22 protein-coding genes are annotated in these 25,520 nt (G+C 52.2%); 15 read left to right on the forward strand and 7 right to left on the reverse strand.

Annotated features, from left to right (window positions below; all coding sequences use genetic code 11):
• The 10 genes from I2123_RS24230 to I2123_RS24275 all read left to right on the forward strand — a co-directional run bounded on the left by I2123_RS24230 (window position 1) and on the right by I2123_RS24275 (window position 11,138).
• A complete protein-coding gene (locus I2123_RS24230; RefSeq protein ID WP_213052717.1) occupies window positions 1-720 on the forward strand; it encodes a C40 family peptidase in 720 nt (239 codons plus the stop codon).
• Complete coding sequence (locus I2123_RS24235; RefSeq protein WP_213052718.1) at window positions 713-1,330, forward strand: tail assembly protein; 618 nt, start codon at window positions 713-715, stop codon at window positions 1,328-1,330. Before I2123_RS24230 ends, I2123_RS24235 begins: the two co-directional genes overlap by 8 nt.
• A gap of 54 nt (window positions 1,331-1,384) precedes the next feature.
• Complete coding sequence (locus tag I2123_RS24240) at window positions 1,385-5,086, forward strand: TipJ family phage tail tip protein (protein WP_213052719.1); 3,702 nt, start codon at window positions 1,385-1,387, stop codon at window positions 5,084-5,086.
• A 308-nt stretch (window positions 5,087-5,394) separates the two neighbouring features.
• Window positions 5,395-6,042 carry a hypothetical protein gene (locus tag I2123_RS24245; RefSeq protein ID WP_213052720.1) on the forward strand — a complete coding sequence of 216 codons (648 nt, stop codon included), beginning with the start codon at window positions 5,395-5,397 and terminating at the stop codon, window positions 6,040-6,042.
• A gap of 82 nt (window positions 6,043-6,124) precedes the next feature.
• Window positions 6,125-6,412 carry a TonB family protein gene (locus tag I2123_RS24250; RefSeq protein WP_213052721.1) on the forward strand — a complete coding sequence of 96 codons (288 nt, stop codon included), beginning with the start codon at window positions 6,125-6,127 and terminating at the stop codon, window positions 6,410-6,412.
• 55 nt (window positions 6,413-6,467) lie between these two features.
• Entirely contained in the window at window positions 6,468-7,715 is a 1,248-nt protein-coding gene (locus tag I2123_RS24255; protein ID WP_213052722.1) for a phage tail fiber protein, read from the forward strand.
• 111 nt (window positions 7,716-7,826) lie between these two features.
• Window positions 7,827-8,066 carry a DNA polymerase V gene (locus I2123_RS24260; protein WP_213052723.1) on the forward strand — a complete coding sequence of 80 codons (240 nt, stop codon included), beginning with the start codon at window positions 7,827-7,829 and terminating at the stop codon, window positions 8,064-8,066.
• Between the two features lie 9 nt (window positions 8,067-8,075).
• Window positions 8,076-8,459 (forward strand): S24/S26 family peptidase, encoded by a 384-nt coding sequence (locus I2123_RS24265; RefSeq protein ID WP_112166115.1) that lies wholly within the window; start codon window positions 8,076-8,078, stop codon window positions 8,457-8,459.
• A 53-nt stretch (window positions 8,460-8,512) separates the two neighbouring features.
• Window positions 8,513-8,707, forward strand: coding sequence for a hypothetical protein (locus tag I2123_RS24270; RefSeq protein WP_213050555.1), 195 nt, complete (start codon window positions 8,513-8,515; stop codon window positions 8,705-8,707).
• Window positions 8,708-10,415: 1,708 nt separating this feature from the next.
• Complete coding sequence (locus I2123_RS24275; protein WP_112166249.1) at window positions 10,416-11,138, forward strand: amino acid ABC transporter ATP-binding protein; 723 nt, start codon at window positions 10,416-10,418, stop codon at window positions 11,136-11,138.
• Window positions 11,139-11,181: 43 nt separating this feature from the next.
• On the opposite strand, the gene I2123_RS24280 is transcribed toward I2123_RS24275, so the two are convergent.
• The gene (locus I2123_RS24280; RefSeq protein WP_420834358.1) at window positions 11,182-12,072 is read right to left on the reverse strand and encodes a glycerophosphodiester phosphodiesterase family protein; all 891 of its coding nucleotides are present in this window, start codon (window positions 12,070-12,072) and stop codon (window positions 11,182-11,184) included.
• A gap of 1,335 nt (window positions 12,073-13,407) precedes the next feature.
• The gene (locus I2123_RS24285) at window positions 13,408-14,268 is read right to left on the reverse strand and encodes an aldo/keto reductase family oxidoreductase (RefSeq protein WP_213052724.1); all 861 of its coding nucleotides are present in this window, start codon (window positions 14,266-14,268) and stop codon (window positions 13,408-13,410) included.
• A gap of 93 nt (window positions 14,269-14,361) precedes the next feature.
• Here I2123_RS24285 and I2123_RS24290 point away from each other — a divergent pair, with 93 nt between their 5' ends.
• Complete coding sequence (locus I2123_RS24290; RefSeq protein WP_213052725.1) at window positions 14,362-15,270, forward strand: LysR family transcriptional regulator; 909 nt, start codon at window positions 14,362-14,364, stop codon at window positions 15,268-15,270.
• Here I2123_RS24290 and I2123_RS24295 read toward each other — a convergent pair.
• Window positions 15,265-15,666, reverse strand: a complete 402-nt coding sequence (locus I2123_RS24295) for a VOC family protein (protein ID WP_213052726.1) — start codon at window positions 15,664-15,666, stop codon at window positions 15,265-15,267. The genes I2123_RS24290 and I2123_RS24295 overlap by 6 nt on opposite strands.
• Window positions 15,667-15,682: 16 nt before the next feature.
• Window positions 15,683-16,426, reverse strand: a complete 744-nt coding sequence (locus tag I2123_RS24300) for an SDR family NAD(P)-dependent oxidoreductase (RefSeq protein WP_213052727.1) — start codon at window positions 16,424-16,426, stop codon at window positions 15,683-15,685.
• A 133-nt stretch (window positions 16,427-16,559) separates the two neighbouring features.
• Between I2123_RS24300 and I2123_RS24305 the strand changes: the two genes are divergently transcribed.
• A complete protein-coding gene (locus I2123_RS24305; RefSeq protein WP_213052728.1) occupies window positions 16,560-17,462 on the forward strand; it encodes an AraC family transcriptional regulator in 903 nt (300 codons plus the stop codon).
• Between the two features lie 21 nt (window positions 17,463-17,483).
• On the opposite strand, the gene I2123_RS24310 is transcribed toward I2123_RS24305, so the two are convergent.
• A complete protein-coding gene (locus tag I2123_RS24310) occupies window positions 17,484-18,371 on the reverse strand; it encodes a LysR family transcriptional regulator (RefSeq protein WP_213052729.1) in 888 nt (295 codons plus the stop codon).
• A 238-nt stretch (window positions 18,372-18,609) separates the two neighbouring features.
• Here I2123_RS24310 and I2123_RS24315 point away from each other — a divergent pair, with 238 nt between their 5' ends.
• The 3 genes from I2123_RS24315 to I2123_RS24325 all read left to right on the forward strand — a co-directional run bounded on the left by I2123_RS24315 (window position 18,610) and on the right by I2123_RS24325 (window position 21,798).
• Window positions 18,610-19,797, forward strand: coding sequence for an MFS transporter (locus I2123_RS24315; protein ID WP_244879942.1), 1,188 nt, complete (start codon window positions 18,610-18,612; stop codon window positions 19,795-19,797).
• A 64-nt stretch (window positions 19,798-19,861) separates the two neighbouring features.
• A complete protein-coding gene (locus tag I2123_RS24320; protein WP_213052730.1) occupies window positions 19,862-20,890 on the forward strand; it encodes an alpha/beta hydrolase in 1,029 nt (342 codons plus the stop codon).
• 227 nt (window positions 20,891-21,117) lie between these two features.
• Window positions 21,118-21,798, forward strand: a complete 681-nt coding sequence (locus I2123_RS24325) for a hypothetical protein (RefSeq protein ID WP_213052731.1) — start codon at window positions 21,118-21,120, stop codon at window positions 21,796-21,798.
• A 65-nt stretch (window positions 21,799-21,863) separates the two neighbouring features.
• On the opposite strand, the gene I2123_RS24330 is transcribed toward I2123_RS24325, so the two are convergent.
• Window positions 21,864-22,988, reverse strand: a complete 1,125-nt coding sequence (locus I2123_RS24330; protein ID WP_213052732.1) for a VasL domain-containing protein — start codon at window positions 22,986-22,988, stop codon at window positions 21,864-21,866.
• On the reverse strand, window positions 22,975-25,509 hold the full coding sequence (gene tssH / locus I2123_RS24335) for a type VI secretion system ATPase TssH (RefSeq protein WP_213052733.1): 2,535 nt from the start codon (window positions 25,507-25,509) through the stop codon (window positions 22,975-22,977). Before tssH ends, I2123_RS24330 begins: the two co-directional genes overlap by 14 nt.
• Between the last annotated feature and the right edge of the window lie 11 nt (window positions 25,510-25,520).

Here is a 25,520-nt window from a genome sequence, read left to right on the forward strand (position 1 = left end):
ATGCGAAAAAAACTTCTCAGCGAAATCCGGGCGCACGTGGCCGCCGAGTATCCGAACGAGGCCTGTGGGCTGGTCGTCGAAACCGGCACCGGCCAGCGTTTTATTCCCTGTCGTAACATCGCCGAAAACGCAGCTGAAACCTTCACGCTGTCGCCGGATGATTATCTGGCGGCGACCGAGTTCGGGGACGTCATCATGGTGATCCACTCACACCCCGATGTAGTGCAACTGGTGCCGTCAGAAATGGACCGCATCCAGTGCGACCACTCCGGGGTGGAGTGGGGGATCATGTCGTGGCCGGACGGTGATTTTTGTACGCTTTCACCGCGCGGCGACCGCGAGCTTGCTGGCCGCCGCTGGGTTCTGGGCCATGCTGACTGCTGGTCGATCATCATGGACTACTACCGGATGGAGTACGGCATTACTGTAAAAAATTACTCGGTTGACCGTGAGTGGTGGGTCGACGGGAAAGAAAATCTCTATGACGATAACTGGCAGGCTGAAGGGTTCGTCGAGATTGATGCCAGCAGCATGCAGCCTGGCGATATGATCATGATGCGGGTTCAGGCACCGGTCACCAATCACGCGGCGATTTATCTTGGTGATAACATCATGGTTCACCACATGTTTGGCAACCTTTCTGCCCGCGTTCCATACGGTAAGTATTACCGGGATCGGACGGTTCGCGTCGTCCGTCGCAAGGAGTTAGTTAATGCTTAAGACCATGACGCTCAAAGGCGCAATCGGAAAGAAATTCGGCAGGATTCACCGTTTCCACGTGGCTGACATCAACGAGTTTTTGCGCGCGATGTGCTCCCAGGTGAAGGGCTTCAAAAAGTACGTTTCAAACGCCCATCTCAACGGGGTGAAGTTCGCTTTCTACAGCGGCAAAAACAACATCTCGCTTGAGGAGTTTGACATGTCCGCGGCGGCGACCGAGTACACAATGGTGCCGGTGATTGAAGGTGCAAAACAGGCAGGCATGTTACAGATCGTGATTGGCGCTGTTGCTTTGGTGGCGGCCTTCTTTACCGCTGGCGCCTCATTCGCGGCGTTTGCCGGGATCAGTGCGGCCACGGCGGCGGCAACCACCACAGCGTTGGTGGGTATTGGTCTTAGCATGACCATCGGCGGCGTGGTGCAGATGCTCACGCCACAGCCCAGTTTTAACGTCGGGGCATCGTCTGACTCCGACAATAAAGCCAACTACGCCTTCGGCGCTCCGGTCAATACGGTAGCAATGGGATACCCCGTCCCGCTGCTTTACGGCCAGCGGGAAATCGGCGGCGCAATCATCAGCGCGGGGATTTTCTCCAGCGATCAGCAGTAAACAAAATACAATTTCCAATTAACCCGCTGCGGCGGGTTTTTTTATGGGTGAAATATGCGACTTCTTGACGGTGAAACCATTATTCAAGGTGCGAAAGGCGGCGGCGGCAGCGCCCATACGCCGGTCGAGCAGGCCGATGATCTGCTGTCCGAAGCGAAGCTTAAGATGGTTCTCGCGCTCTCTGAGGGTGAGATTCAGGGTGACCTGGTCGCGCAGCAAATCTTCCTCAACGATACTCCGCTGGCGAACGATGACGGCACCTATAATTTCACCGGCGTGAAGTGGGATTACCGTAAAGGCACGCAGGATCAGACCTACCTACAGGGCATGCCTGAAATTGATAACGAATCCTCGGTGGGCATCGAGGTAAAAGCCTCCACGTCGTGGACCCGGCAATTCTCAAACCTGACGCTCGATGCTATCCGGCTCAAGCTGAGCCTGCCGATTCAGTACCAGTACAAAGACAACGGCGACATGGTCGGCACCGTCACGGAATATGCCATAGACCTATCTATCGACGGTGCGGCGTATAAAACGGTCGTCAACGGTAAGTTTGACGGAAAAACAACGTCAGAATATCAGCGTGACCATCGCATCGATCTACCTGACTCGGCGTCAGGCTGGACAATCCGCGTGCGCCGCATCACCCCAGATTCAACCTCAAACAAGCTAATAAATGCCTTCAAGGTGTTTTCCTTTGCTGAGGTCATCGACAGTAAGTTGCGCTATCCGAATACAGCGCTGCTTTATGTCGAGCTCGACTCCAGCCAGTTTAACGGCAGCGTGCCGAAAACCACCTGCAAGCCAAAGGGCAAACTGATCCGGGTACCGACCACCTATGACCCAGTGACCAGAACCTACAGCGGAACGTGGTCGGGTGATTTCAAAATCGCCTACAGCAATAACCCCGCGTGGATTTTTTACGATCTGGTGCTCGATGAAATTTACGGCATGGGCAACCGCGTAGACGCGACCATGATCGACAAATGGGAGCTGTACAGCATCGCGCAATACTGCGACGCGGCAGTGTCAGACGGAGCCGGTGGCACAGAACCACGCTTTACCTGCAACGTGTTCATCCAGAGCCAGCAGGACGCCTACACCGTGTTGCGGGATCTGGCCGCCATCTTCCGGGGCATTACCTTCTGGGGGAACGACCAGATTTTCGTGCGCGCCGACGTTCCGCAGGACGATGTGGATTTTACCTACCACAGCTCAAACGTGGTCGACGGCATGTTTACCTACGCCGGAGGCTCCTATAAAAACCGCTTTTCTTCCTGTCAGGTCAGCTGGTCAGATCCGATTAATCATTATTCTGACACTATCGAGAGCGTTTATGAGCCTGAGCTTGTCGCCCGATATAACTGGAATGAGACACAGCTGACGGCCATTGGCTGTACATCTCAGAGCGAGGCGCACCGCCGCGGGCGCTGGGTGATCCTGTCCAATGCGAAAGACGGCACTGTGTCCTTTGGCGTCGGGCTGGACGGTTACATTCCCATGCCAGCAGAAATTATTGGCATCGCTGACCCGTTCAGAGCCGGGAAAGCCAACGGCGGACGCATCAGTGCGGTGAACGGCAAAAATATTACCGTTGACCGGTTAACGGATTACGGCATCGGCGACCGCTTGGTGGTGAACCTGCCGGACGGAACAGCGCAGACGCGGACGATCAGCGGCGTGAGCGCCGATAAGAAAACGTTCACGGTTGCCACGGCCTACCGCATGACGCCGGTGAGCGGCGCCGTGTGGGCCATCGACAGCGATAATTTAGCGATTCAATACTTTCGGATCACGTCCATCTCTTCGAACGACGACGGCACGTTCACGATTGCTGGCGTGCAGCACGACCCGAATAAATACCGTTACATCGATGACGGGGTTAAAGTCGATTCAGCACCGATCACTGTCACGCCAACCAACGTCATGAAGCCACCGGCAAATATCGTGGTCACAGAAGTTGACCACATCGCGCAGGGGCTTACCGTCGCGTCGCTGCAGGCGTCTTGGGACAAAGTGGAAGGGGCAATCAATTACACCGCACAGTGGCGCAAAGACAACGGCGACTGGGTAAACGTAGGAAAAACCAGTGCTCAGGGCTTCACCATTCAGGGGATTTATGCCGGTGTTTATGATGTGCGGGTGCGTGCTGTTAATGCCGTAGATGTTTCTTCTCCGTGGGGATACGCTGATTCCACAGCTTTAAACGGCAAAGTGGGCAGGCCCGGAACGCCTACCAATCTGCTGGCCAGCGACGATGTCATTTTCAATATCAACGTAACCTGGGCCTTTCCGGAAGGTTCCGGAGATACTGCTTATACAGAAATCCAGCAATCCACAACTGCTGATAATGAGAATGCACAACTTCTGGCGCTGGTCCCGTATCCTTCGGCAAGTTATCAGCATGGGCCACTGGCCGCCGGAATACGGCGCTGGTATCGCGCCCGGCTCATTGACAGGATTGGTAACGTTGGGGACTGGACTGATTTTGTTACCGGGATGTCTTCGACCGACGCAGAGGCAATTCTTACTTACCTCACCGGGCAGATTAATGAGACTCAGCTTGCTCAGGATCTGCTGTCCAAAATCAACAACGCCATTACTGAGGAGGAGCTGGCTGACGTTCGCAGCGATATCGGGGAAACGAAAGGCCGCCTTAGTTCTCTGGCTGAAGGTGTCCTGAATAACATCATTGCCATAAAAGACAATGATGAGTTGATCCGCGAGCTGTCTGCACAGACAGGCCAGAACGTTGCGACCATCTACCAGAAACTGCAGGTGCTTACGTCCGCCGACAGCGCCTTTGCACAGCAGCTGGATGTTATTGGCGCACAGATGGCGAATAACACTGCGGCGATCACCACTGAGCAAACCGCACGGGTAGAGGGTGATTTGGCTTTAGCTTCCCGCATCACATTGCTGGATACATCCGTTGGAGACAACAGCGCCGCTATTCTGGCCGAGCAAACTGCGCGGGTGGACGGGGACACTGCCAACGCTCAGGCGATCACTGACCTTTCAACAACCGTTGGGCAGAACACCGCTCAGATCACCAATCTCAGTGAAGTGGTCAGTGATATCAGCGGTTCGGTGGCCACACAGTTGGATGGTGTAAATGCATCGAACCACAACAATGCCGAAGCCAATTTGTTCCAGGCAGTATCAGAAGTGCTGGCCGAAGCCAGCGTCACGACCCTGACAAAAGCGGTAGCCAATAACGAGGTTGCGTCTGCTCAGAAGATTGAGACGTTGACGGCGCAGATGAATAATACGCAGGCGCAGGTTCAGACAAATGCCTCTGCCGTGTCCACGTTATCTGGGCAGGTCACAGCGAGCTACAATATCAAGGTCGGGATAACCTCCGGCGGTGCATATTACGGTGCAGGTATGGCGATCGGTCTGAGCAATGAAACAGGTACCGTACAGTCTCAGGTACTTTTTGCCGCTGACCGTTTCGCAATCCTCCCTGGCTCAACGGGAAGCGCGAGCAGTGCTGTGGCTCCGTTCGTTCTTGACGGCGGTCAGGTGTTCATGAACTCAGCGGTTATCAAAGATGGGTTTATCACCAATGCCATGATCGGTAGTTACATTCAGTCGAACAATTACGTTGCGAATACCTCAGGCTGGCAAATTAACAAGTCGGGGACATTCTATATCAACGGTACGGCGGGGACGGGGAAAATGGTCATTACCAATACGCTTATCCAGATATATGACAATAATAATGTCCTGCGGGTCCGAATGGGCCTCTGGTAAGGAGACAGCATGCCACAGGGGATACAATGCTGGGATGCCTCAGGAAATTTAGTCGCTGACATTGGTGACTATAACCTACGACTAATCGGGTCAGTAAATATTACCGCACCAACAGGCAGCACGCCGGTAACCACTGCCTATGCAGGTGTGACATCTGCGGGTTACTTTGCAGTTCCGGTGGTGGCATCCAGCGGCGCTTACTCTCTAAATTATTACGCATGCAGGGCTTATGATGGCGGGATAAGGACGTATGCTACGTTACCGGCTGCTGTTGCTAACACCCTAACAATTAACATCTACGGGTTTATATGAGTGGATTTCAGACATATAACACGAATGGCGCGCTGGTCGTTAGTTCTGATCATACAGGTACTTATTATCGGGATTCGAAAGCATATGCCGCTATAACTGACGCCGGATATTTTAATATAAACACAGCAATAGGTAATGGTACCGATATGGGGTATGTCAGTAATCCCTATGTTGCCGACGCTAATTTGCTGTGGTTTAAATTTAATAACAACGCCAAAATGATTTTCAATGGAGGCTCTCCATATGCAACAGCCAATGCGGGGACAATGGCAAGGACAGCCAGTAATATAGCTGTTACAAGTGGTTATCTTGACGTATTCGACTCAACAGGAAAGCTGGTCTGGTCAGCGGTAACTGCGTCTAAGATACCGCGTATCCAAGGTTTTTTTGATATACCGGCCAATTACGACCTGGACAACACTGCATACTCTCAGGCCATAGGCACGAACTCATGGCTGCTTTCAAGTAACGCACCATCCAACATGGGCGGGGATGGCGGAACGTCCGGTTACTCGGGGATCATGTTCAAATATGCGTCAGGTACCTTACAGGCAATATGGGCAAGGCAAAATCAGTACACCTGGGCACAGATGATGAAACCTTATGGTCTGAGGATCCCTTATGCAATTTTCCCTAACCTTTGATTAAATATATTTATCTAAGAGATCTCTTTTCGGATTTGATTTATTTGAACCGCAAGGATTAAATAAAAAGAAAGGAGTGAAAATGAAAGGCTATTTGATACTGCTTCTCGTAATGATATTTACCGGATGCTCTTCAGGAGATAATAACGCTACTTATCCATTTCGTGCAGGAGAACTAAGAGTAACCGGTAATGCAACTGCGCTATATGATATTAACGAAAATGGAGAGGCGACAAATATTCGTATTTTAAGCGCGGAGCCACGCTACTATTTTGAAAAATCACTTTATAAGGATATAGAGAAATGGAACTTCAAAAAGTCACACCCGCGAAAAAATGTGCAGGTTACTGTCCATTATCAAATTGACTGACCCTCTATAAATCAGAACTCGCTTCGGCGGGTTTTTTTATGCCCGGAGAAAATGAATGGGACTTTACAAAGCAGGTAAAATCGCAATTTCCACCGCTGGCGCGGCCACCGGTACCGGAACAGCGTGGACGACAGCAGGCACGGGGATCCGCACAGGGCAGACTATCCTGGTGAATACCAACCCGGCGCAGCAGTTCACTATTCAGACCATCAATAGCGCGACGAGTTTAACCCTGTCGCCAGTACCTGCCGCAGCAATTCCAGCCGGAACCACCTATGCAATTCTGACAACAGATGCGCTCTCGGTCGATGGCCTTGGCTCGCAGGTCGCTGAAGCGATCACATATTTTAAAGCGTCATTGGGCGGACGAGCAGCCTCAGGGGCTAACAGTGATATTACCTCCTTAGGAGGGCTGTCCACACCACTGAGCTTAGAGCAGGGTGGTACTGGATCTAAAACGGCGGCGGATGCCCGCGTCGCATTGCAACTAGGGAATGCCGCCACAGCCACAATAGGTGAGAACTCTGGGAACGTTATGGGTTCAGGCTCATTCGGTTTGGGACTTCAAGGCTCCCACGCCGCGTTTAACCTGGATACCAGTCCAGCAATGGTTAGTCTGCTCGCGCCGAAGGGGATGGTTCCATTCCGAAATGAAGCGAATATATCAGGGAGAATCAATGGGACATCTCCGGGGATCTGGATCCGCACGGGGGGTGTTTTTGCCTATATCAGCGTCCCACACTTTGATGCCGGTAATGTCTACATAAGCGGCGGCCTTATTGCCGATGGGACGCCGACGTCAGCCAGAATGCTTTACGATAATAAAAACACCACCAAAGCCTCGAATGGTGTTCTTTCTGCGGCGTCGCCGGTCGCCCGTGTTGTTCAGTCAAAGTCTGCATGTCTACGCCCTGACATCGCCGAGGATTCGTTCGAATGGTGCGGTGATGGCGTCGCCAATAGTGAGGCGCGCGGTATAGAAATCAAAAGGACTGCAGTCGGCGTGTACTCGCTCACAGGAAGCATGGGTTTTGCAGAAGACAGCTGGCATCTTAAGGCACCTGCTGACCCTGCGGGCAATGGGGATCTGGCCATTGTCGAAGGTGAGCAAGCAGAGGACGGCACCCTGACCATTAAGCTCTTCAAAAAGCGCTATAAACTGAACGAAGAAAGCGGAGATATTGATCTGATACCCGGAATCCCAATGGATGTGCCGGCCAACTCATGGATCGATGTCCGTATGGAAATGCCAGCATCAAAAGTTGAACATAAAACAGATGTTGCAATAGAAACCACCACATAAATTTCTTCCCTTGCCGATCAGCGGCATAAAAGAAATGTCGCTGATCGGACTTTCCTCCGCATGTTACTCATGATTATACTGTATGCATGAACAGTATTTTGTGAGGTGTTTATGCCCAAATATTCCGACATCAAAGGCGCGTTCATTCGAAGCGTCATGCAGGATCCCAAGAAAGGACAAGTTGTCACAACGGAGCGTTTTGTTGCCGAATTGGCGAAGGTAAACCACTTCTGGTCATTACGTGAAGCCAATGAATGGATTACGCACTATCAGGGGTTCTTCAGGGACTATTCGGATCAAGAGGGCGAGAGTAAGCGCTATTTTATGAAAAACATGGGCTACGTAAAGTAAGGAGGAACTATGGGATTTCCATCACCTGCAAGCGATTACGTTGAATCGCGTATCGACCTGAATAAAGTCTGCAATTGCACCGGCCCCGCTTCTCGCCTGTACATCGCCGAGCGGTACCACGGGAAGCATATCAACTCCGGCACGATGCTGCTGATAGACCCAGCAATCAAACCGGTCGACGGTAATCTGCTGCTGGCGCAAATCAACGGTGAGATGGATGTGTGGCGTCTGGTAACAATCTTGCGCCGCGGGCTGGAGTCACTGGCCGATAAGAACGTCTTCATTGAGTTCGGTGAAGCATTCACAGATGACGAGCTGGTGATCGAGGGGGTGGTGACGCATATCATCTACGATGCCAGAAATGATGTGTTCGACGATACGCCGTGCATTTGAAGGTTTATGCAAATCTGTGTGCTAATCTCAGTGAAAAACTACTTGAGGTTGATATGCAAACTGAAGAAGAGAATTTATTAGTCAGAAGAGAAATTGGCGATGCAGTGTTGGCTGTGCTTGAGCAGGGAAAAGTAGTGAGTGTTGAGAGCATCATTACATATCTTGAAAGACAACATCATGAAGTGACCCATCTGCAATACAAGAACAGATATAGGCATGCAGTAGATTTACTGATAAAGAGCTCATAAAAAAAGCCCGCGACAGGCGGGCAATAAACATCAGTTTTTACATTGGAAATTTGTTCGGGTAGAACATGATAAGCATAGCGCGGTAATAATTATCCAATCTATAGGATAACTACTCAAAAGTGGCTGTGTTCGCTCAATGGGGAAGTGTTAGAGCGTAAAAAAGCCCTCGCGAACGAAGGCCAGTGAATTATCACAAAATTTAGTTTCGGAACGAGAGCGATGCTCCCGAAAGCATAATAGTAGCTCTTGAAAATTTGGCTTATGAAATATGGTTTAGTAATTAAAGAAATCCCAGCGTTTTGATTAGTAAAAAAGAGCCCGCGTTAAAGGCGGGCAAAAATCAAAGGTATCAATATTACGCTTCTAGATGGCGGTTACTCCACCCATTCTAAAGATTAGCTAATGCTTAGAGATTCACCAAACACAGGTAAAAAAGGAGCCCGTGTCTAGGCGGGCTTTTGTAAGGGTATGAATAGAACATGGCCTTGATGAGCCTGCTGATCTTGTGTCAGCTGAGTTAAGGGTAGTCTGCGGTGCGCTGATTGCCAGATTTGAATCGAAAAAAAGCCCGAGTTAACGTCGGGCTATCAGTAGGTAGGTACTCACGGCCTTGGCAGGCTTGCTGATCTTGTGCCAGCTGGTATGAGAATAGTGCAGGGCGGTGATTTTTCCAGATTACAGGCACAAAAAAAACCGGCTTGCGACCGGCCTGCATTTGCAAAGACATCAATACAGATTGGCGCCAGATTTCTAGCGTTGTCTTGAGACTATCCCTATCTGACGATAAAGATACAAAAATTTAAGTACTCTTACGTGCAGTAAACTTTACTTTTGAGATGTGGCGTCCAGGCACAAAAAAACCGCCTACAGGGGCGGCTCTCCTTCGTACCGTCAAACAGGAGTCAGCCTGTTCTTAACTTAAGTGTAGGTCTATCTGATGTAATAGATACATCAGGCACAAAAAACCGGCTCGGTAGCCGGGTTTCTATTTGCGCTCATTTGCTACTGGCACGAATCAACGGAGAATTGGCGTCTGGTGACAATTCTGCGGCACGGGCTCGAGTCTTTGGCAGACAAAACGTCTTCATTTAGTTCGGGAAAGTATTCACAGATGACGAGCTGGTGCTGACGCATATCATCTACGATGCCAAGAATGATGTGTTTGGCGATAAGCCCTGTATTTAAAAAAGAGCCCGCGTCAACGGCGGGCTATCAGTAGGCATGTACTCATGGCCTTGGCAGGCTTGCTGATCTTGTGTCAGCTAAACTCAGCTTAGACGGTTCTAAGAAAAAATTCCTTCTGCAAAACAAAATTTATACTGCAATAAATCAGTAACTTGCAAAGAGGAGTTTTTTCATTGGCTTACTTACTTATGTATTTATTTTATCATTAAAAATCAGGCAATTAAATTATATCCCTCGCGCTGATGCTGCGTCATCTTCAATGCTATTTTCATTTTTTTAATATGTTAAGTCCCAGTCGTAGGCACCTCATTTACGAGTAGAAAAATCACGTAAAGAAAATCCGTTGCCTTCTAAAACCTCTTCTGCAAAACTAATTTAATTCATCGTGAATTCAGAGACTTGTAAACCTCGCTTTTCGCCTGTCTTTACTCAACCAAAATCAAAAATAATTATTTAAAATCATTATGTTACTTAACTTTAAACTGTCTACTCGTTCAACACATGGAAAAGAGGTTTGGCAAAAGTGATTCACGTTAAGGATTTACAGAAACAGTTCGGTGAAACCCACGTTTTGCGCGGCATCTCGTGTGATATCGCAGAGAAAGAAGTGGTGTGTATCATCGGCCCGTCTGGCTCCGGCAAAAGCACTTTCCTGCGCTGCCTGAATGCGCTGGAAAAGCCCAACGGCGGCGAAGTGGTGGTTAATGGTTATGCGGTTCACGATCCGAAAACCAACCTGAACACGCTGCGTTCCGGCGTCGGGATGGTGTTTCAGCGCTTCAATCTTTTCCCGCACATGACCGTGCTGGAAAACCTGATCATGGCACCCATGTCATTGAAAGGTTTGTCGAAAGCTGAAGCGGTTTCGCGCGCTGAAAAATTGCTGCAAAAGGTCGGGCTTATCGACAAAATCGACGCCTGGCCCTCCAGTCTTTCCGGCGGCCAACAGCAGCGCGTGGCGATTGCCCGTGCGCTGGCGATGGAACCGTCGATCATTTTGTTCGACGAACCGACCTCTGCGCTCGATCCTGAACTGGTTGGCGAAGTACTGTCCGTCATGAAACAGCTGGCGCTCGAAGGCATGACCATGGTGATCGTTACCCATGAGATGGGGTTTGCCCGCGAAGTGGCGGACCGGGTGGTGTTTATCGATCAGGGTGTGATTCAGGAGCAGGGGCCACCGGTGCAACTGTTTACCGCGCCGACCAATCCGCGTACCAAAGAGTTCTTAAGTAAAGTGTTGTGATGTAAGAGCCGGAAGTTTCGTGGGGGAACTTCCGGCTTTTTTATTAACGAAGAAGCGTTTTAAACAGTGCCGGAGAGTTTACCAGCACACCGTCCGCGCCCAGTGATTTCGCTTGTTTATAATCCGCTTCATCATTTATGCCAATTAAAATGATGTGCGCCTCGCCTTGCGAGCGGAAACAATCCATCGCCTCTTTATCCCATTCCAGCGTGGCTTTTGAACGCGCCTCACCTAATGTGTATTTTTCGACAACTTCCACTTCCCGTTTCATTTCAAGCGCATACCAGCTCGGCTGTTTGTCGGCTTTGATCTGACACTGATGCGCCATCGTGATATTCGCCAGCGCAGTGCGCGTCATATCGCGGCTTTCAAATTTCGGCAACGTGGCGGGAAGTACGCTGAGATAGCGAGAGTCTGTGGAATAAATACGTGTTCTTTGCAGGCTGTGAGTCTCCTGCAAGACCTTGCTCAACGCTGCGGCCATTTGCTGAGGATCTGCATCCGGTGTTTTGATGTCGATATAAAACGTCGTCGTCGGGAAAGTCTTCAGAACAGTGTCCAGCTGCGGAATACCGATATGTTTATCGCGGTACGGATGATCTGTTGCGGTTCCAAACGCCCAGCCAGCGTCCATCTGCGCCAGCTCTTTCGCGGTGTAATGCGAAACGGCGCCTTTCTCCTGGGTCAGACTGCTCAGGTCTGAAGGCCGGTAAAGGACGGGAATGCCATCTCTGGAAAGCTGGACGGTGATCCAGACTGCATCAGCTTTATTCTCAAGCGCCAGTTTGATTGCCGGAACCGTATTTTCCGGAGCATCGGCGGTTCCGCCACGGTGGGCGATGATTTGCGGGGAGAGCGGGAGAGATGTTGCGAAGGTCATGGCAGAAAGCGAAGACAGCGTCAGAGCCAAAATCATTTTTTTATGAAGATGCATTACATATTCCTTTAAAGTAAATCACTCATAACTCATTGTTATATAGTTAATATATTTCATCAGAGGAAATAAGTCCGTGAAATGAACCACGTTTGAAAGATGACACTGTTTGATGACACTTTAGGGTCAAAATCAAAATAATGACCGTTGTAACGGTCTAATCAAATTGGACTCTTATTAGAGACGTCATGAGTAACGCTGACGAGGTGAGAAATTATTATTTTGCGACATGCAGAAAAATAGAGCTTTGCTTCCTGCAAGGCCACGAACGGATTATGTAAAACATATAAAAAGCGCCAATACTGATACATTTAATTTAGCGTCAAGGGAAGTATGATATTACTTAACTAAAATTAAGCAATACTCATCATGAGAAGGATGATGCGACATGTTTTTCGACTTACAGTAGGGTTTCTGTTTAATCGTTCTTAATGGTGACGCCAAAAATAACTATCAGATTGAAAAAATAGAAATTTATTTCATTCCGCTATTATGTTTAGGGAATTAACTAACATGAAATCATAAAGTGTTTTCTTTAAAAAAATTTAAAAATATCAGACTAAGAGTTTCCGTTAGAAAATCCCCTACCTGTTTCAAGAGAGATAGCGATGAGCTCAGGGTTTTTCTTTACTTTCACAACAAAACATTATTTTATTGAATTCATTAAACTAATTTCATTTATTAGGTGAATGAAATTATGGGCAACCTCCCCGAGCCCAAAAAAATCTTTTCAAACATTTTATTTTAAATGGCGGGAGTAAAGTCATCGACTCATTGTGGTAAGATTTTTCATTAGTTTATGAACAATAATACTTTTTCCTCATTTTTTCAGTGGGTGGCAGATATCGATCACCTTCTTCCGTAAGAAAGGCGAGAGAAAGATTGAGAAATTTTCACCGCAGTACAGGCGGATAAATTCAGAGACAGTTGTTATACAGTGGGCCCAAAGGGGCAGCAGGTTCTGTTAAAATTATTTTTTGATCGCAATAGTCATATCGTGATGACGACAGACGTTACGCAAAGACCCTCCGGCCTGGCCTCCAAAGAACTCTCTTTGTGGATTGATGGATCAGGTCGCCGGACATACCAGCAAGGCTGTTCAGTAAGTGCGGGTAAATAAACTGCATGAGGTTTTAATGGGGTATTCTCAGCTTTAATCTTATAAGCATTAATCCATAATTTACTATGAACCTGTTTATATTCTCTGGCGTAGGGCTAATGTCATATTAACCATTCTGATGTGTGGCAGATACGCGCGTAATAATTTCCTCAGGAAAAATATCTCACGAATGAATAAGGGGCGGTAATGCCATCTCCGCCCCTGTTTGGTTTCCCTTAACTTCCCATCCCGTTCAGTTTTTCCATCACGTCATCCGACAGCGTCAGCTGACCGCTGGCCAGATTCTCCTGCAAATGCTGCGGGGATGAAGTGCCGGGGATCAGCAGAATATTCGGTGAGCGTTTGAGCAGCCAGGCGAGCGCGACCTGCATAGGCGTCGCACTAAGTTCAGCGGCCACTTCATTGAGCTGCGTGGACTGCAACGGTGAGAAGCCACCCAGCGGGAAGAACGGTACGTAGGCAATGCCCTGTTCGGCCAGCTGATCGACCAGCGCATCGTCGTGACGATTGGCGAGGTTGTACATGTTCTGCACGCAGACTATCGGCGTCATTTTCCGCGCATCGGCGACCTGTCTGGCGGTCACGTTGCTCAGACCGATATGGCGAATCAAACCGCGTTCTTTCAGTTTAATCAGCGTTTCCAGCTGAGGCTCCAGCGATCCTTCCTTTGGTTGGTGAATGTCGAGCATGCTGCGCAAATTCACCACTTCCATGCTTTCCAGCCCAAGATTGCGCAGGTTATCTTCGACCGCGCTGGTCAGCTCTTCCGGGCTAAACGCCGGGATCCAACCGCCTTTTTCATCGCGGCGGGCGCTGACTTTGGTGACGATGCACAGATCGTCAGAATAGGGGTGTAGTGCCTTCTTGATCAGCTGGTTAGTGTAGTGCGGGCCGTAAAAGTCGCTGGTGTCGATGTGATTAATGCCGGAGGCGACGGCGTCACGCAATACCTGAATCGCCCGTGCTTCGTCTTTCACCGGGCCGAAAACGCCGGGACCAGCGAGCTGCATTGCGCCATAGCCTAAGCGCCCAACTTCACGATCGCCGAGACGGTAAGTCATTGTAGGTTTTGACATGGGGTTCTCCTGTAAGTGTGCATTGATTGTATCGGGGAACTGGCTGTGCAACTATCCGGTGAAATCAGGACAAACTGTACGGAGTGACGCACAATGTCGATGGATATCGCACTGCTGCACGCGGTGGTGGAAGTGGCGAAAGCCGGTGGTTTTCGGGAGGCGGCGCGGGTGACGGGCAGTAATGCATCGCGGTTAAGTGACGCGGTGCGCCGCGCGGAACAGCAACTCGGTATCCGGCTGTTTCACCGAACTACGCGCACCGTGGTGTTGACCGAAGCGGGCAGGGCGTTAATCGACCGTCTGTTACCGGCAATGAACGAAGTGGATGCCGCGCTGGATGCCCTTAATCGTTATCGCAACACTCCCGGCGGCACGCTGCGACTTAATGTGCCGGTCAGCGCTGCTCGGCTGGTCTTGCCGGCGCTGGTGCCGGAGTTTTTGCGGCGTTATCCCGATATTCAGCTGGAAATCGTCGCCGAAAGTAACGTGCAGGATGTGTTTCGCGACGGCTGCGATGCCGGGATCCGTTATGACGAACGGCTGGAGCAGGATGTGGTCGCCATTCCCATCGGACCGCGTATTCAGCGCTTTGCCGCTGCTGCGTCCCCGGCGTATCTCGATGTGCATGGACGACCGGCGCATCCGCGTGACCTGATACAGCATCAGTGTCTACGCGGACGCTTCGCCAGCGGCGTTATGCCCCCCTGGGAATTTGAGCGCGAAGGCGAGAGGCTCCGCGTGGAGGTGAAAGGGCCGCTGGTGGTCAGTGTCGGCGGCGCGGTAGATCTGGCGCTGGGAACGGCTATTGCCGGTACCGGAATCATCTATCTTTTCGAAGAGTGGCTGCGGCCCGCTATCGACAGCGGCCAGCTCGAGGCGATATTGCAGCCGTGGTGGCTGTCATTCTCCGGACTGTATCTTTATTACAATGACCGCCGCCTGATCCCCGCGCCTTTGCAGGCGTTTATTGATTTTGTGCGTGAGGCGAATGGGGCTTTATGACCCGTGTTGCCAGCTTTTATACACAAACTCCAGCGTGTAGCCGTCCGGGTCGATAACCCCGGCGGCGTAATAGCGGGGATCGTAATAAAGCCGTACGCCCGGTGCGCCATTATCTTTAGCTCCCGCCCGAATAGCGGCGGCGTAGGCTTCGTCCACTTCCATTTTATTGTTGGAGACAAATCCGACATGTGTCGCATCGCCCGCCGTTTTGCCTTCCCGCAACCAGAAAAATATCCGACCCTTCGCCCCGAAACCGTTGAGGTTGGGATGCCCCGGCGGGCCGTCTTTGCCGTCGTAATCGACGCGGGCGGTAATGCCGAGCGGAGCCAGCGCGGCGGTGTAAAACGCCACCGAGCGGGCGGTATCACTGACTGATATAAAAATGTGATCGAGCATAGAATCTCCTTTAACCTTAAATATGGTAGCCACCGGCGACTTCGATGGATTGCGCATTGATCCAACGGCTGTCGTCTGAAATCAGCCCGGCAATCGCCTTCGCGACATCCTCTGGTTCGCCAACGCGCCCGAGTGCGGTCTGCGAAGCCAGCAAGGCTTCAAACTCATCGTTCAGGCCGCCGCCCAGCCCGGTACGGATTGCTCCCGGTGAAATGGAATTAGCGCGGATACGGCGCGGGCCGAACTCTTTTGCCATATAGCGCGTCAGCACTTCCAGTCCGCCTTTGAATGCGGCATAAGGTGCGACGCCCGCTGTGGCAACGCGTGTCGTTGCGCTGGTGACATTCACGATGTGGCCGCCCCCGGCCAGTAACGGCAACAGCGTCTGCGTCAGGAAAAACGGTCCTTTCAGGTGCACATTGAACAGGCTGTCGAATTCGCTTTCCGTCACGGTTTCAATCGGATTAAACAGTCCAAAACCGGCGTTGTTGATCAGCACGTCAAAATCAGAACGATGCCAGATACGCGGCAACAATGCTTCCAGCTGTGCGCGAAACGCCGGAAAGGTCTCTGAGCGCGAAACGTCAAGTTGTACCGCTACGGCCTGACCGCCCGCCTTTTCGATTTGGCGGACCACATCGTCAGCCGCTTGTGGATGACGGTGCCATGTGAGGATCACGCCCATGCCGCGCGCTGCGCACTCAAGGGCGGTGCTGGAACCAATGCCGCTGCTGGCGCCTGTGATAAGAATAACTTTCATGATGTTTCCTGCCGGTTTGTTTGTGTGCAGTAAGACTATGGGACTCAGGGCGCAGCGGCTTCCGCGTTCCTGCTCGATTCTTGCCTGTTTCTGCTTTAAGCTCGCCACAACGAAAATGCCGGGGAGGCAGAACATGGATCCAGTATTCCAGCTCGATGAACTGCGCGGCCTGGCCGCCCACGCCGGTAACTGGCGGACAGAGACGGGCATTCCACGCGTGGCAATGGTGCAAGGCAAAATCCCGGCGGCGGCGCTGGCGGCGGTCTACGAGCCGATGATCAATCTGATCCTCACCGGCAGCAAAACCATGACGGTGGGGGAAAAGGTCTTCAACTATGACCCGGCCTCGTACTTTGTGATGTCGGTGGATTTACCGGCGGTGGGTGAAGTCCATCCGGCAGTCACCGGCGAACCTTATCTGGCGGTGAGCCTGACCATTGATCCTCAGCGCGTGGCGACATTGCTGGAGGGGTTATCGCCGTCGATGATGAACAACAGGCCAGAGGGCGGATTCTCGGTGGCGTCTGTAACGCCGGAGCTGCTGGATGCGTGGGTGAGAATGCTGCGTCTGATGAAAACCCCTGATGACATTCCCGCACTTGCGCCGGTCTACGAGCGCGAAATTCTCTATCACGTCCTGAAAGGGCCACATGGCTGGATGCTGCGGGACATCGCTTCACCGGGCACCATGCTGGCGCGGATAAGCAATGCCATCCAGTGGCTGCGACACAATTTTGCCGAAGAGTTTGTGGTGGAATCACTGGCCGGGCGGGAAGCGATGAGCGTCTCAGCGTTTCATCGTCACTTTAAAGCTGTCACCGCCATGAGCCCGTTACAGTATCAAAAACGCGTCCGGCTGTTGCACGCCAGAACGATGTTGTTAGGACGACAGCAAAGCGTTACCTACGTGGCGCAGGAAGTGGGTTATCGCAGCGTGCCGCAGTTTAACCGTGACTACGCTCGCGTCTTCGGCCTGCCGCCGCTGAAAGATGTGGCGCAGTTGCGCAAAGTGATGAATGTCCGGGAAAGTCACTGACAACCTTGCCGCAGACTTACATCACGCCAGCTTCAGCGCTTCCATCACCAGTGAAAACGCCGGAGAGTGCTGTTTTCTGCTGGGGTAATACAGGTAATAACCGGGGAAGGGAATACACCACGCATCCAGAACCCTGATCAGGCGGCCTTCCTCAAGGTGTGGGGCAAACTCTTCTTCCGGTAAAAAAGCGATGCCCAGCCCGGCTAAGGCTGCATCCACCATGTGCGCAGAAGTGTTAAACGTCAGCTGGCCGTTAACCCGCACATTCACCGGCCCCTCTTCATTATCAAATTCCCAGACGTAAAGCCCTCCCGACGTGGCCTGCCGCATATTCATGCAGTTGTGATCCAGCAAATCTTGCGGCGTGAGCGGAATCGGATGCGAACTGAAATACTCCGGGGAGGCTACTGCCGCCATGCGCAGCTGAGGGCTGATCGGCATGGCGATCATATCTTTATCGATGGTGTCGCCCAGTCGCACACCGGCGTCAAACCTGTCGGCAACAATATTGCGAAAACCGTGGTTGGCATCAAACTCCAGATGGATATCAGGGTAATTACGCAATAACGGCGACAGTTTGGGTAACAGCAAGGTTTTAAGAACATGAGGTCCGCAGGTGATACGCACCGTACCGGCAGGCTTATCACGCATCTCCGTCAGCATATCCAGTTCTGCTTCAATCTCATCAAAGCGGGAACCAATCGCCGCAAGCAAGCGCTCGCCCGCCACCGTCGGTGACACGTTACGCGTCGTGCGCGTCAGCAGCCGGATCTCCATACGATTCTCCAGACCGGTGATGGTCTGGCTCAGTGCGGGCTGCGTGACGCCAAGCTGGGCGGCTGCGCGGGTGAAACTGCCCTCACGCGCGACCGTCACAAATGCCATCAGATCGTTGAGATTACGCTTCATTACACCTTCTTAGATTTCTATTTATAAGCAGGGCTTATAACCCCATTAAGGATTCATTACCTAGTCAGAATATACTCTCGCTGTAGAATTCTCAGCAAGCAGAAACCCGAAAAAATCAGAGTCAGGAGTTTTTGCTTAATCCCGGTAACTTTATGTTATTTCAGTTTTTATTCCCTGAATAAAGACCGCCACCGGCTCGCCCAAAATTTATCAGGCCAAATGAAAAAGGTAATAAAAAGTGACGACTTCCATTGATAACACCCTGCCGGACGATAGCACCAGCGCGCACTGGACCGGGGTGTGGGCGATTACCCTGTGTGTATTTGCGCTGGTCGCCTCGGAGTTTATGCCCGTCAGTCTGCTGTCACCGGTTTCCCGCGATCTGGGCGTCAGCGAAGGGCTGGCCGGACAGGGGATCGCGATATCCGGCGCACTGGCCGTGCTGACCAGTTTGTCGATATCCCGGTTGGCCGGAAACATTGACCGCAAGCTGCTGCTGTTAGGGCTGACGGTACTGATGGCCCTCTCCGGCGCGGTGATCGCGCTCGCCCCCAATTATCTCACCTACATGGCGGGGCGTGCACGGATCGGGGTTGTCATCGGCGGATTTTGGTCGATGTCGGCGGCGCTGGCGCTCCGGCTGGTGCCTGAGGATCAGGTGCCCCGCGCACTGGCGATTTTTAACGACGGCAATGCGCTGGCGATGGTGATTGCCGCGCCGCTCGGCAGTTATCTGGGCTCGGTGATGGGCTGGCGTGGTGCCTTCTTTTGCCTCGTGCCGGTCGCGCTGGTGGCGTTTATCTGGCAGGGGGTCAGCCTGCCTTCAATGCCCCCTGTGCGGGGTGAAAAATCCTCAGGCAATGTCTTGCGTCTGTTCAAAAATCCTTTGGTCGCTCTCGGCATGGCGGCTTGCGGGTTGTTTTTCATGGGCCAGTTTGCACTGTTCACTTATCTGCGCCCGTTCCTTGAAACGGTGACTCGCGTCAACGTCTCCACGCTGTCACTTATTTTGCTGAGCATCGGCATTGCCGGTTTTATCGGGACGCTGATTATCGGTTTCTTTCTGCGTGCGGGCCATTACCCGACGCTGACTGCCATTCCGCTGGTGATGGCAGTCATTGCCGTGATGCTGATGGTATCCGGCCATACGCTCTGGCTGGTCGTTGTGCTGTTGGGTCTCTGGGGGCTGGTGGCGACGGCGGCACCGGTCGGATGGTGGTCTTGGGTGGCGAAAACCTTCCCTGACAATGCCGAGGCCGGTGGTGGACTGATGGTCGCCGTAGTGCAGCTTTCGATTGCTCTGGGCTCTACCGCAGGCGGACTGGCCTTTGACCACGTGGGCTGGCAGAGCACGTTCGGCCTCAGCGGCGCATTGCTGACACTGGCGGCCATCCTGACGTTTATCACTTACCGCCGTGCACGCTGACGGCGAGCGTATTTTTAACCGGGCGAACGTACGCCCACTGACGAAACCTACTGAGGATATTCTCATGAGAGCTTTAAGTATGTTGTTCGGATTGATGATCAGCTCGTTTGCGGCCACTGCTGCGGATATGTCGAACGGTGCAGATAATTTTTACCAAAGCGATAAAGTGACGCAGCAAAAGGTGACGTTTAAAAACCAGTACCAGATGAACGTCACCGGGAATCTTTTTATTCCGAAAGATATGAATCAGAGCGCCAAAAATCCCGCCATTGTTATTGGTCATCCAATGGGGGCAGTAAAAGAGCAGAGTTCCAATTTGTATGCACAAAAACTGGCAGAGCAGGGCTTTGTGACACTGGCAATTGATATTTCTTTCTGGGGTGAAAGTGAAGGGAAGCCGCGTAACGCCGTTGCGCCGGATATCTACGCTGAGGATTTTAGCGCCGCAGTGGATTACCTCGGCACACGTTCGTTCATCGACAGAAATCGTATCGGGGTGTTAGGGATCTGCGGAAGCGGCAGTTTCGTGATCAGCGCGGCGAAAATTGATCCGCGCATGAGAGCGATTGCGACCGTCAGCATGTATGACATGGGGTCGGCGAACCGTCACGCGCTAAACAATTACTTAACGCTGGAGCAGCGCAAGCAAATTATCGCCGAAGCGGCTGAACAACGTTACGCAGAATTCACCGGCGGTGAAATCAAATACACCAGCGGCACGCCGCATAAAATTGATGAAAACTCTCCACCGATAGCCAAAGAGTTCTACGATTTTTACCGTACTCCGCGCGGCGAATTCACGCCAAAGGGGTCTTCCCCACAGCTGACCACGCACCCGACGCTGACCAGCAACGTGAAGTTCATGAACTTTTATCCGTTTAACGATATTGAAACCATTTCGCCGCGTCCGATGCTGTTTATTACTGGCGATCAGGCGCATTCCAAAGAATTCAGTGAAAACGCTCATAAGCTCGCGGGGCAACCGAAAGAGCTGTATATCGTTCCCGGTGCGGGTCATGTAGATCTGTACGACCGTACCGATCTGATCCCCTTTGCCAAACTGGCATCGTTCTTCAAAGAGAATCTGCAGTAACTTTTCACGGCGTACATGGAAGGGAAATAAAGGTAACGCGTGCTGAAATCATTCGCGCGCGTTGCCGCTATTTTGGAAAGTTTTTGCAATTTTGTTATCACAGTCATCTCAGCAGAATGTCAGATATTTATTATTCTGATGGAAGTCGCGTTGGCATATTGATATTTGTATCCCGGCGACGTGAAATCCTTCATAATGACAAACTCACATAATGGATTATGAATGACATGCCTATACATGACAAAGAATATCAGGATGCGTTAGATTTTTTCTACGAAAGTGATTCGGACGAGGTATATTTTTCCGCTTCAGAAGAACAGCCTGTTACGGCTGAAATAGCTTTCTTTAAGAAGAATCAGCTCAGAGACCGCAGAAAAGCATCAAAACGTGTGACTCAGCAAAAACTGGTGCAACATCCGTTTTTTTCTGCTGCCAATGTTCTGCCCAGACTGCCTGATTTTATTCCTCCGTTTAATGAACGGACTGTCTCGGCGAAATCGATCCCCCCTTCGCCACAGCCTAAACCTGAGAAAAGATGGCGTTCATCGAGCCATGTCTTTGCCGAGCCAGAGACGTCGCGGGGAGCAATAAAGAAAGGAGGCAGCGCACCAAAATTCACACAAAATGAACCCCGCTGGACTGTGGATATGAGTGAACTTACGAGCATTGATCTTGATGGTGCGGCGATGAAAAAATATCAAGAATTTGTGCGGGCAGTTAATGAAAGTAATATGTCACCGTTAGATATTAATTTCGAAAAACGCCGATGGGACATTAAATTAACCAATCAAAAAGATAAGTATGAACTTTGGAGTGGACGGTTATCGAAAGATAAACGTATGAAATTCATCGTCCGTCAAAGTGAACGTAAAGTGATGATGTTTTCAGTGGGTAAGCATGATAAGTAATATAAAATCCTCATAAGATTGTCACCCTCTCAAAAAGCCAGAGCAAAAACGCTCTGGCTTTTGTGTTATTTATTTGTCAACTGAGTCAACCGGCTATTTAACGCCTCCAGTCGCTGAGAGATCGCGCTGATTTCTGCATTGCTGACCGGCTGTTTGTTATCAAGCTTTTTCTGCACGTCATCAAGCTGCGCCAGAACCGGTTCGCCGCCTTGCTGGAGGGTTTGCCGCATCTGATAGATGGCCGTTTTCAGTTCCGATATCGTCATATAGGATTTGCGCTTTTGCTCGGCGTCCAGCAGTCGCTGTTCCAGCTCGTTCAGCTGTTTATTCACCAATGCCCAGCTGTTGATCTTCGGCAGACTGGCGTTTTGTTCCGCGAAGCGGTTTTGCCAGCGTGCGGATAACGGATTGTCCGGCCAGAACGCGTTTAAACGTAAAGCTGTCGAAGGTTGTACCAGCCAGTGAGCCGCGCTTATCGCGCACAGTGTCAGGGCGATACCGGCCATGCCGCCGGTTATCCAGGCTTTCCACGGGCGCGGCGGGGGCAGCTGTGTCAGCGTAGAGAGAGGTTGCACAGGGAGAGGTTGCGCAGCGGACACGAAAGGCAACGGCGCAGGGACGGGAACAGCGGGTTTTACTGTCAGCGCCCGTTTTTGCAGCGATTGCCGGCTCGACTGAAGGTAATCGAGCAGGTTGCGCAACGCCGCCTGACTGCGCGATTGCAGGTTCAGCGCATGGACGAGCATCATCGACACTGCGGCTTCAAGCTGCGTAAGAGTTTCGATTTCTGCACTGTTTAGCGGCAATCCGTACACACTGGTCGCGGCGTGGGTGGCATACCATTCGATAATCTGTTGGCGCAGATCGGTGGCCGCTAAAGGCGGCCAGCACTGACGCTGTTTTCTGCCAAAGGCTTCGGCCAGCAACAGTGTCGCGTTGGCCATACCGGCCCAGCCGTGGCGCTGGCAGCTGATAAGGCAAAACCAGACACCGCTTTGCAGGTCATAGCCGTGGCGCTCAAAGATTTCCAGACACTGGTTTTCCTGCGTCAGCCACCATGAACGGTCGTGAACGTGACCTTTCCACCCGTAAACGCTGTTGCTGAGCAGCAAAAATTCCTGATGATGGCGGGGATCGTGACAGCTGATTTTGACATCGGCTGGCGTCACGGAAGGATTAATCTTTTTCATGGCTCTTCCACGTCACGAGTTTGTCTTTACTGACGCCAAGTTTCAGGCCGCCTTTAATGACCTTTTCTTCCTGCAACAGCTGGTCGGCCAGCAGCGGCAGCGTATGCTGGCTGAGAACCTGATCAATATCGCGCGCACCGCTCTGGTTGACCTGACACAGCCCGGCAACCCAAGTCACCACGCTCTCGCTGTAAGTCAGTTGTACTTCGCCGTTGCTGGCGGCGTGGTAACGCTGGCAGATTTTGTCCAGCTTAAGCCTGATGATTTGCGCCAGCGTTTTAGGATCCAGCGGCAGATACGGGATCAGCGTGACACGGCCCATCAGCGCCGGGCGGAAGACGTGATCGAACTCGGGGCGGATCAGCGCGCAAAGTGCTTCCGGCGAGACGTCGCCTGCGGCGCAGGCCGTGGTTATTTTCGCGCTCGCCAGATTGGATGTCATGATAATCAACGTGTTACGGAAGTTAATCAGCTGGCCTTCTGCATCTTCGAGCACGCCTTTATCGAACACCTGATAAAACAGCTCCATCACATCCGGGTGGGCTTTTTCTACTTCATCGAGCAGAACAACGCTGTACGGATTGCGTTTCACCGCCTCAGTCAGCACGCCGCCCTGACCGTAACCCACATAGCCCGGCGGGGAACCTTTCAGGCCGGAGACGCTGTGCGCTTCCTGGTATTCCGACATGTTGATGGTCACCAGACTTTGCTCGCCGCCGTACAACAACTCCGCCAGCACCATCGCCGTTTCGGTTTTGCCGATGCCGGATGAGCCCGCCAGCATGTATACGCCGGTCGGTTTCAGCGGATCGTTAAGGTTGGCGCGGCTGATGCGTATTTGCGTCGCGATGGTCGACAACGCGTGACGCTGGCCGATGACGCGCTGTTCCAGCCGGTGAAGCAACCCGCTCAACTGCTGATGCTCTTTTTCCACCATGCGTCCGAGCGGAACGCCCGTCCAGCCGGAGACCACGTCAGCGATACAGGCCGCGTCAACGCATTCAAATACCAGCGCGTGGGCCTCATGCAACAGCGCCAGTTCATTGCGCCACTGCGCAATCGCGCTTTCATCACGGCTTTCCTGCAATTGTTGCACCAGCGTCTTTTGTTGCTCCCACAGCGGCTGGATATAGGCCAGATCGGCCAGCAGTTCACCTTCCCGAAGCGCCAGTGCGGCCAGCCGTTTCTCGTGCTGACCTTCTTTTTGCAGCGCATCACGCTCGGTGCGCAGATTGGTGAGCAGCGCGTTAATATCCTCAATTTCTTTCGGATGATGCGACTGAGAAACCGCCACGCGAGCGCAGGCGGTATCGAGCAGGCTGACGGATTTATCCGGCAGTTGTCTTCCTGCGATGTAACGGCTGGAAAGTGAAACCGCCGCATGGATCGCGCTTTCGAGGATCAGCACGCCGTGGTGGCGGGACATCGCCGGGGCAATGGCGCGCAGCATGGCGGTGGCGCTGTCGATACCTGGCTCCGCGACCTGCACCAGCTGGAAGCGGCGGGTCAGCGCGGCATCTTTCTCAAAATATTTTTTGTATTCTGCCCAGGTGGTGGCCGCGACGACGCGCAGCTCACCGCGTGCCAGCGCCGGTTTCAGCAGGTTGGCCGCATCGTTTTGCCCGGCCTGACCGCCTGCACCAATCAGAGTATGGGCTTCGTCGATAAACAGAATGACAGGCGTCGGGGCGCTGGCGATTTCTTTCATCAGGGCCTGAAGGCGGTTCTCAAACTCACCTTTTACGCTGGCACCTGCCTGAAGCAGGCCGAGATCCAGCGTTAGCACTTCCATCGATTTCAGCACGTCCGGCACATTACCGGCGGCGATGCGCAGCGCCAGACCTTCCACAAGCGCGGTTTTGCCGACGCCCGGTTCACCGGTCAGGATCGGGTTGTTCTGACGACGACGCAGAAGGATATCGATCATCTGGCGAATTTCCGCTTCGCGACCCAGCACCGGATCTAACTGGCCGTTACGCGCCTGTTCGCTGAGGTTGCGGGTAAATTTGCCGAGCGCGGTGTGGTGGTTGTGTTCCGAAGACATCGCACTGCCCTCTGCGGGCTGGCAGGCGTCGAGCAGCAGTGCTTCTGCCGCATCCCGATTGCAGTTCAGTGCCTTCTGCACACTATCGCTCAGCTGCGACACGGTATTTTCATCCAGCAGGCACGCCAGCAGCGCCGCCGGTGCCAGCTGCGTGTGTCCCCATCCTGCACTGGCGTGAAGCCAGGCTTTTTCCAGCCACTCAACCAGCCCGGAGGAGAAGACTGGCGCACGACTGTTGCCGCTTCGCAAGGTGCTCAGCGTTTGCTGCGTGGCGCGGAGCAGGGCGTCGGAGGGCAACCCCGCGCCCAGACTGAGGGTTTCCATCAGGCTGCTGTGGCGAATAATGATTGCCAGTAAGAGATGCTCAACGTCCACCTCATGATGTGTGCGCGAAATGGCCTGACTGACGGCAGCATCCAGACAGCCGCGGCTTTCCGGAGTCAGTTTGTCTACGATGCGTTTTAAATAGCTGCTCATAAAAAATCCTT

Origin of the sequence: Rahnella inusitata (assembly GCF_018288855.1) — a bacterium.
Classification (GTDB): Bacteria; Pseudomonadota; Gammaproteobacteria; order Enterobacterales; family Enterobacteriaceae; genus Rahnella; species Rahnella inusitata.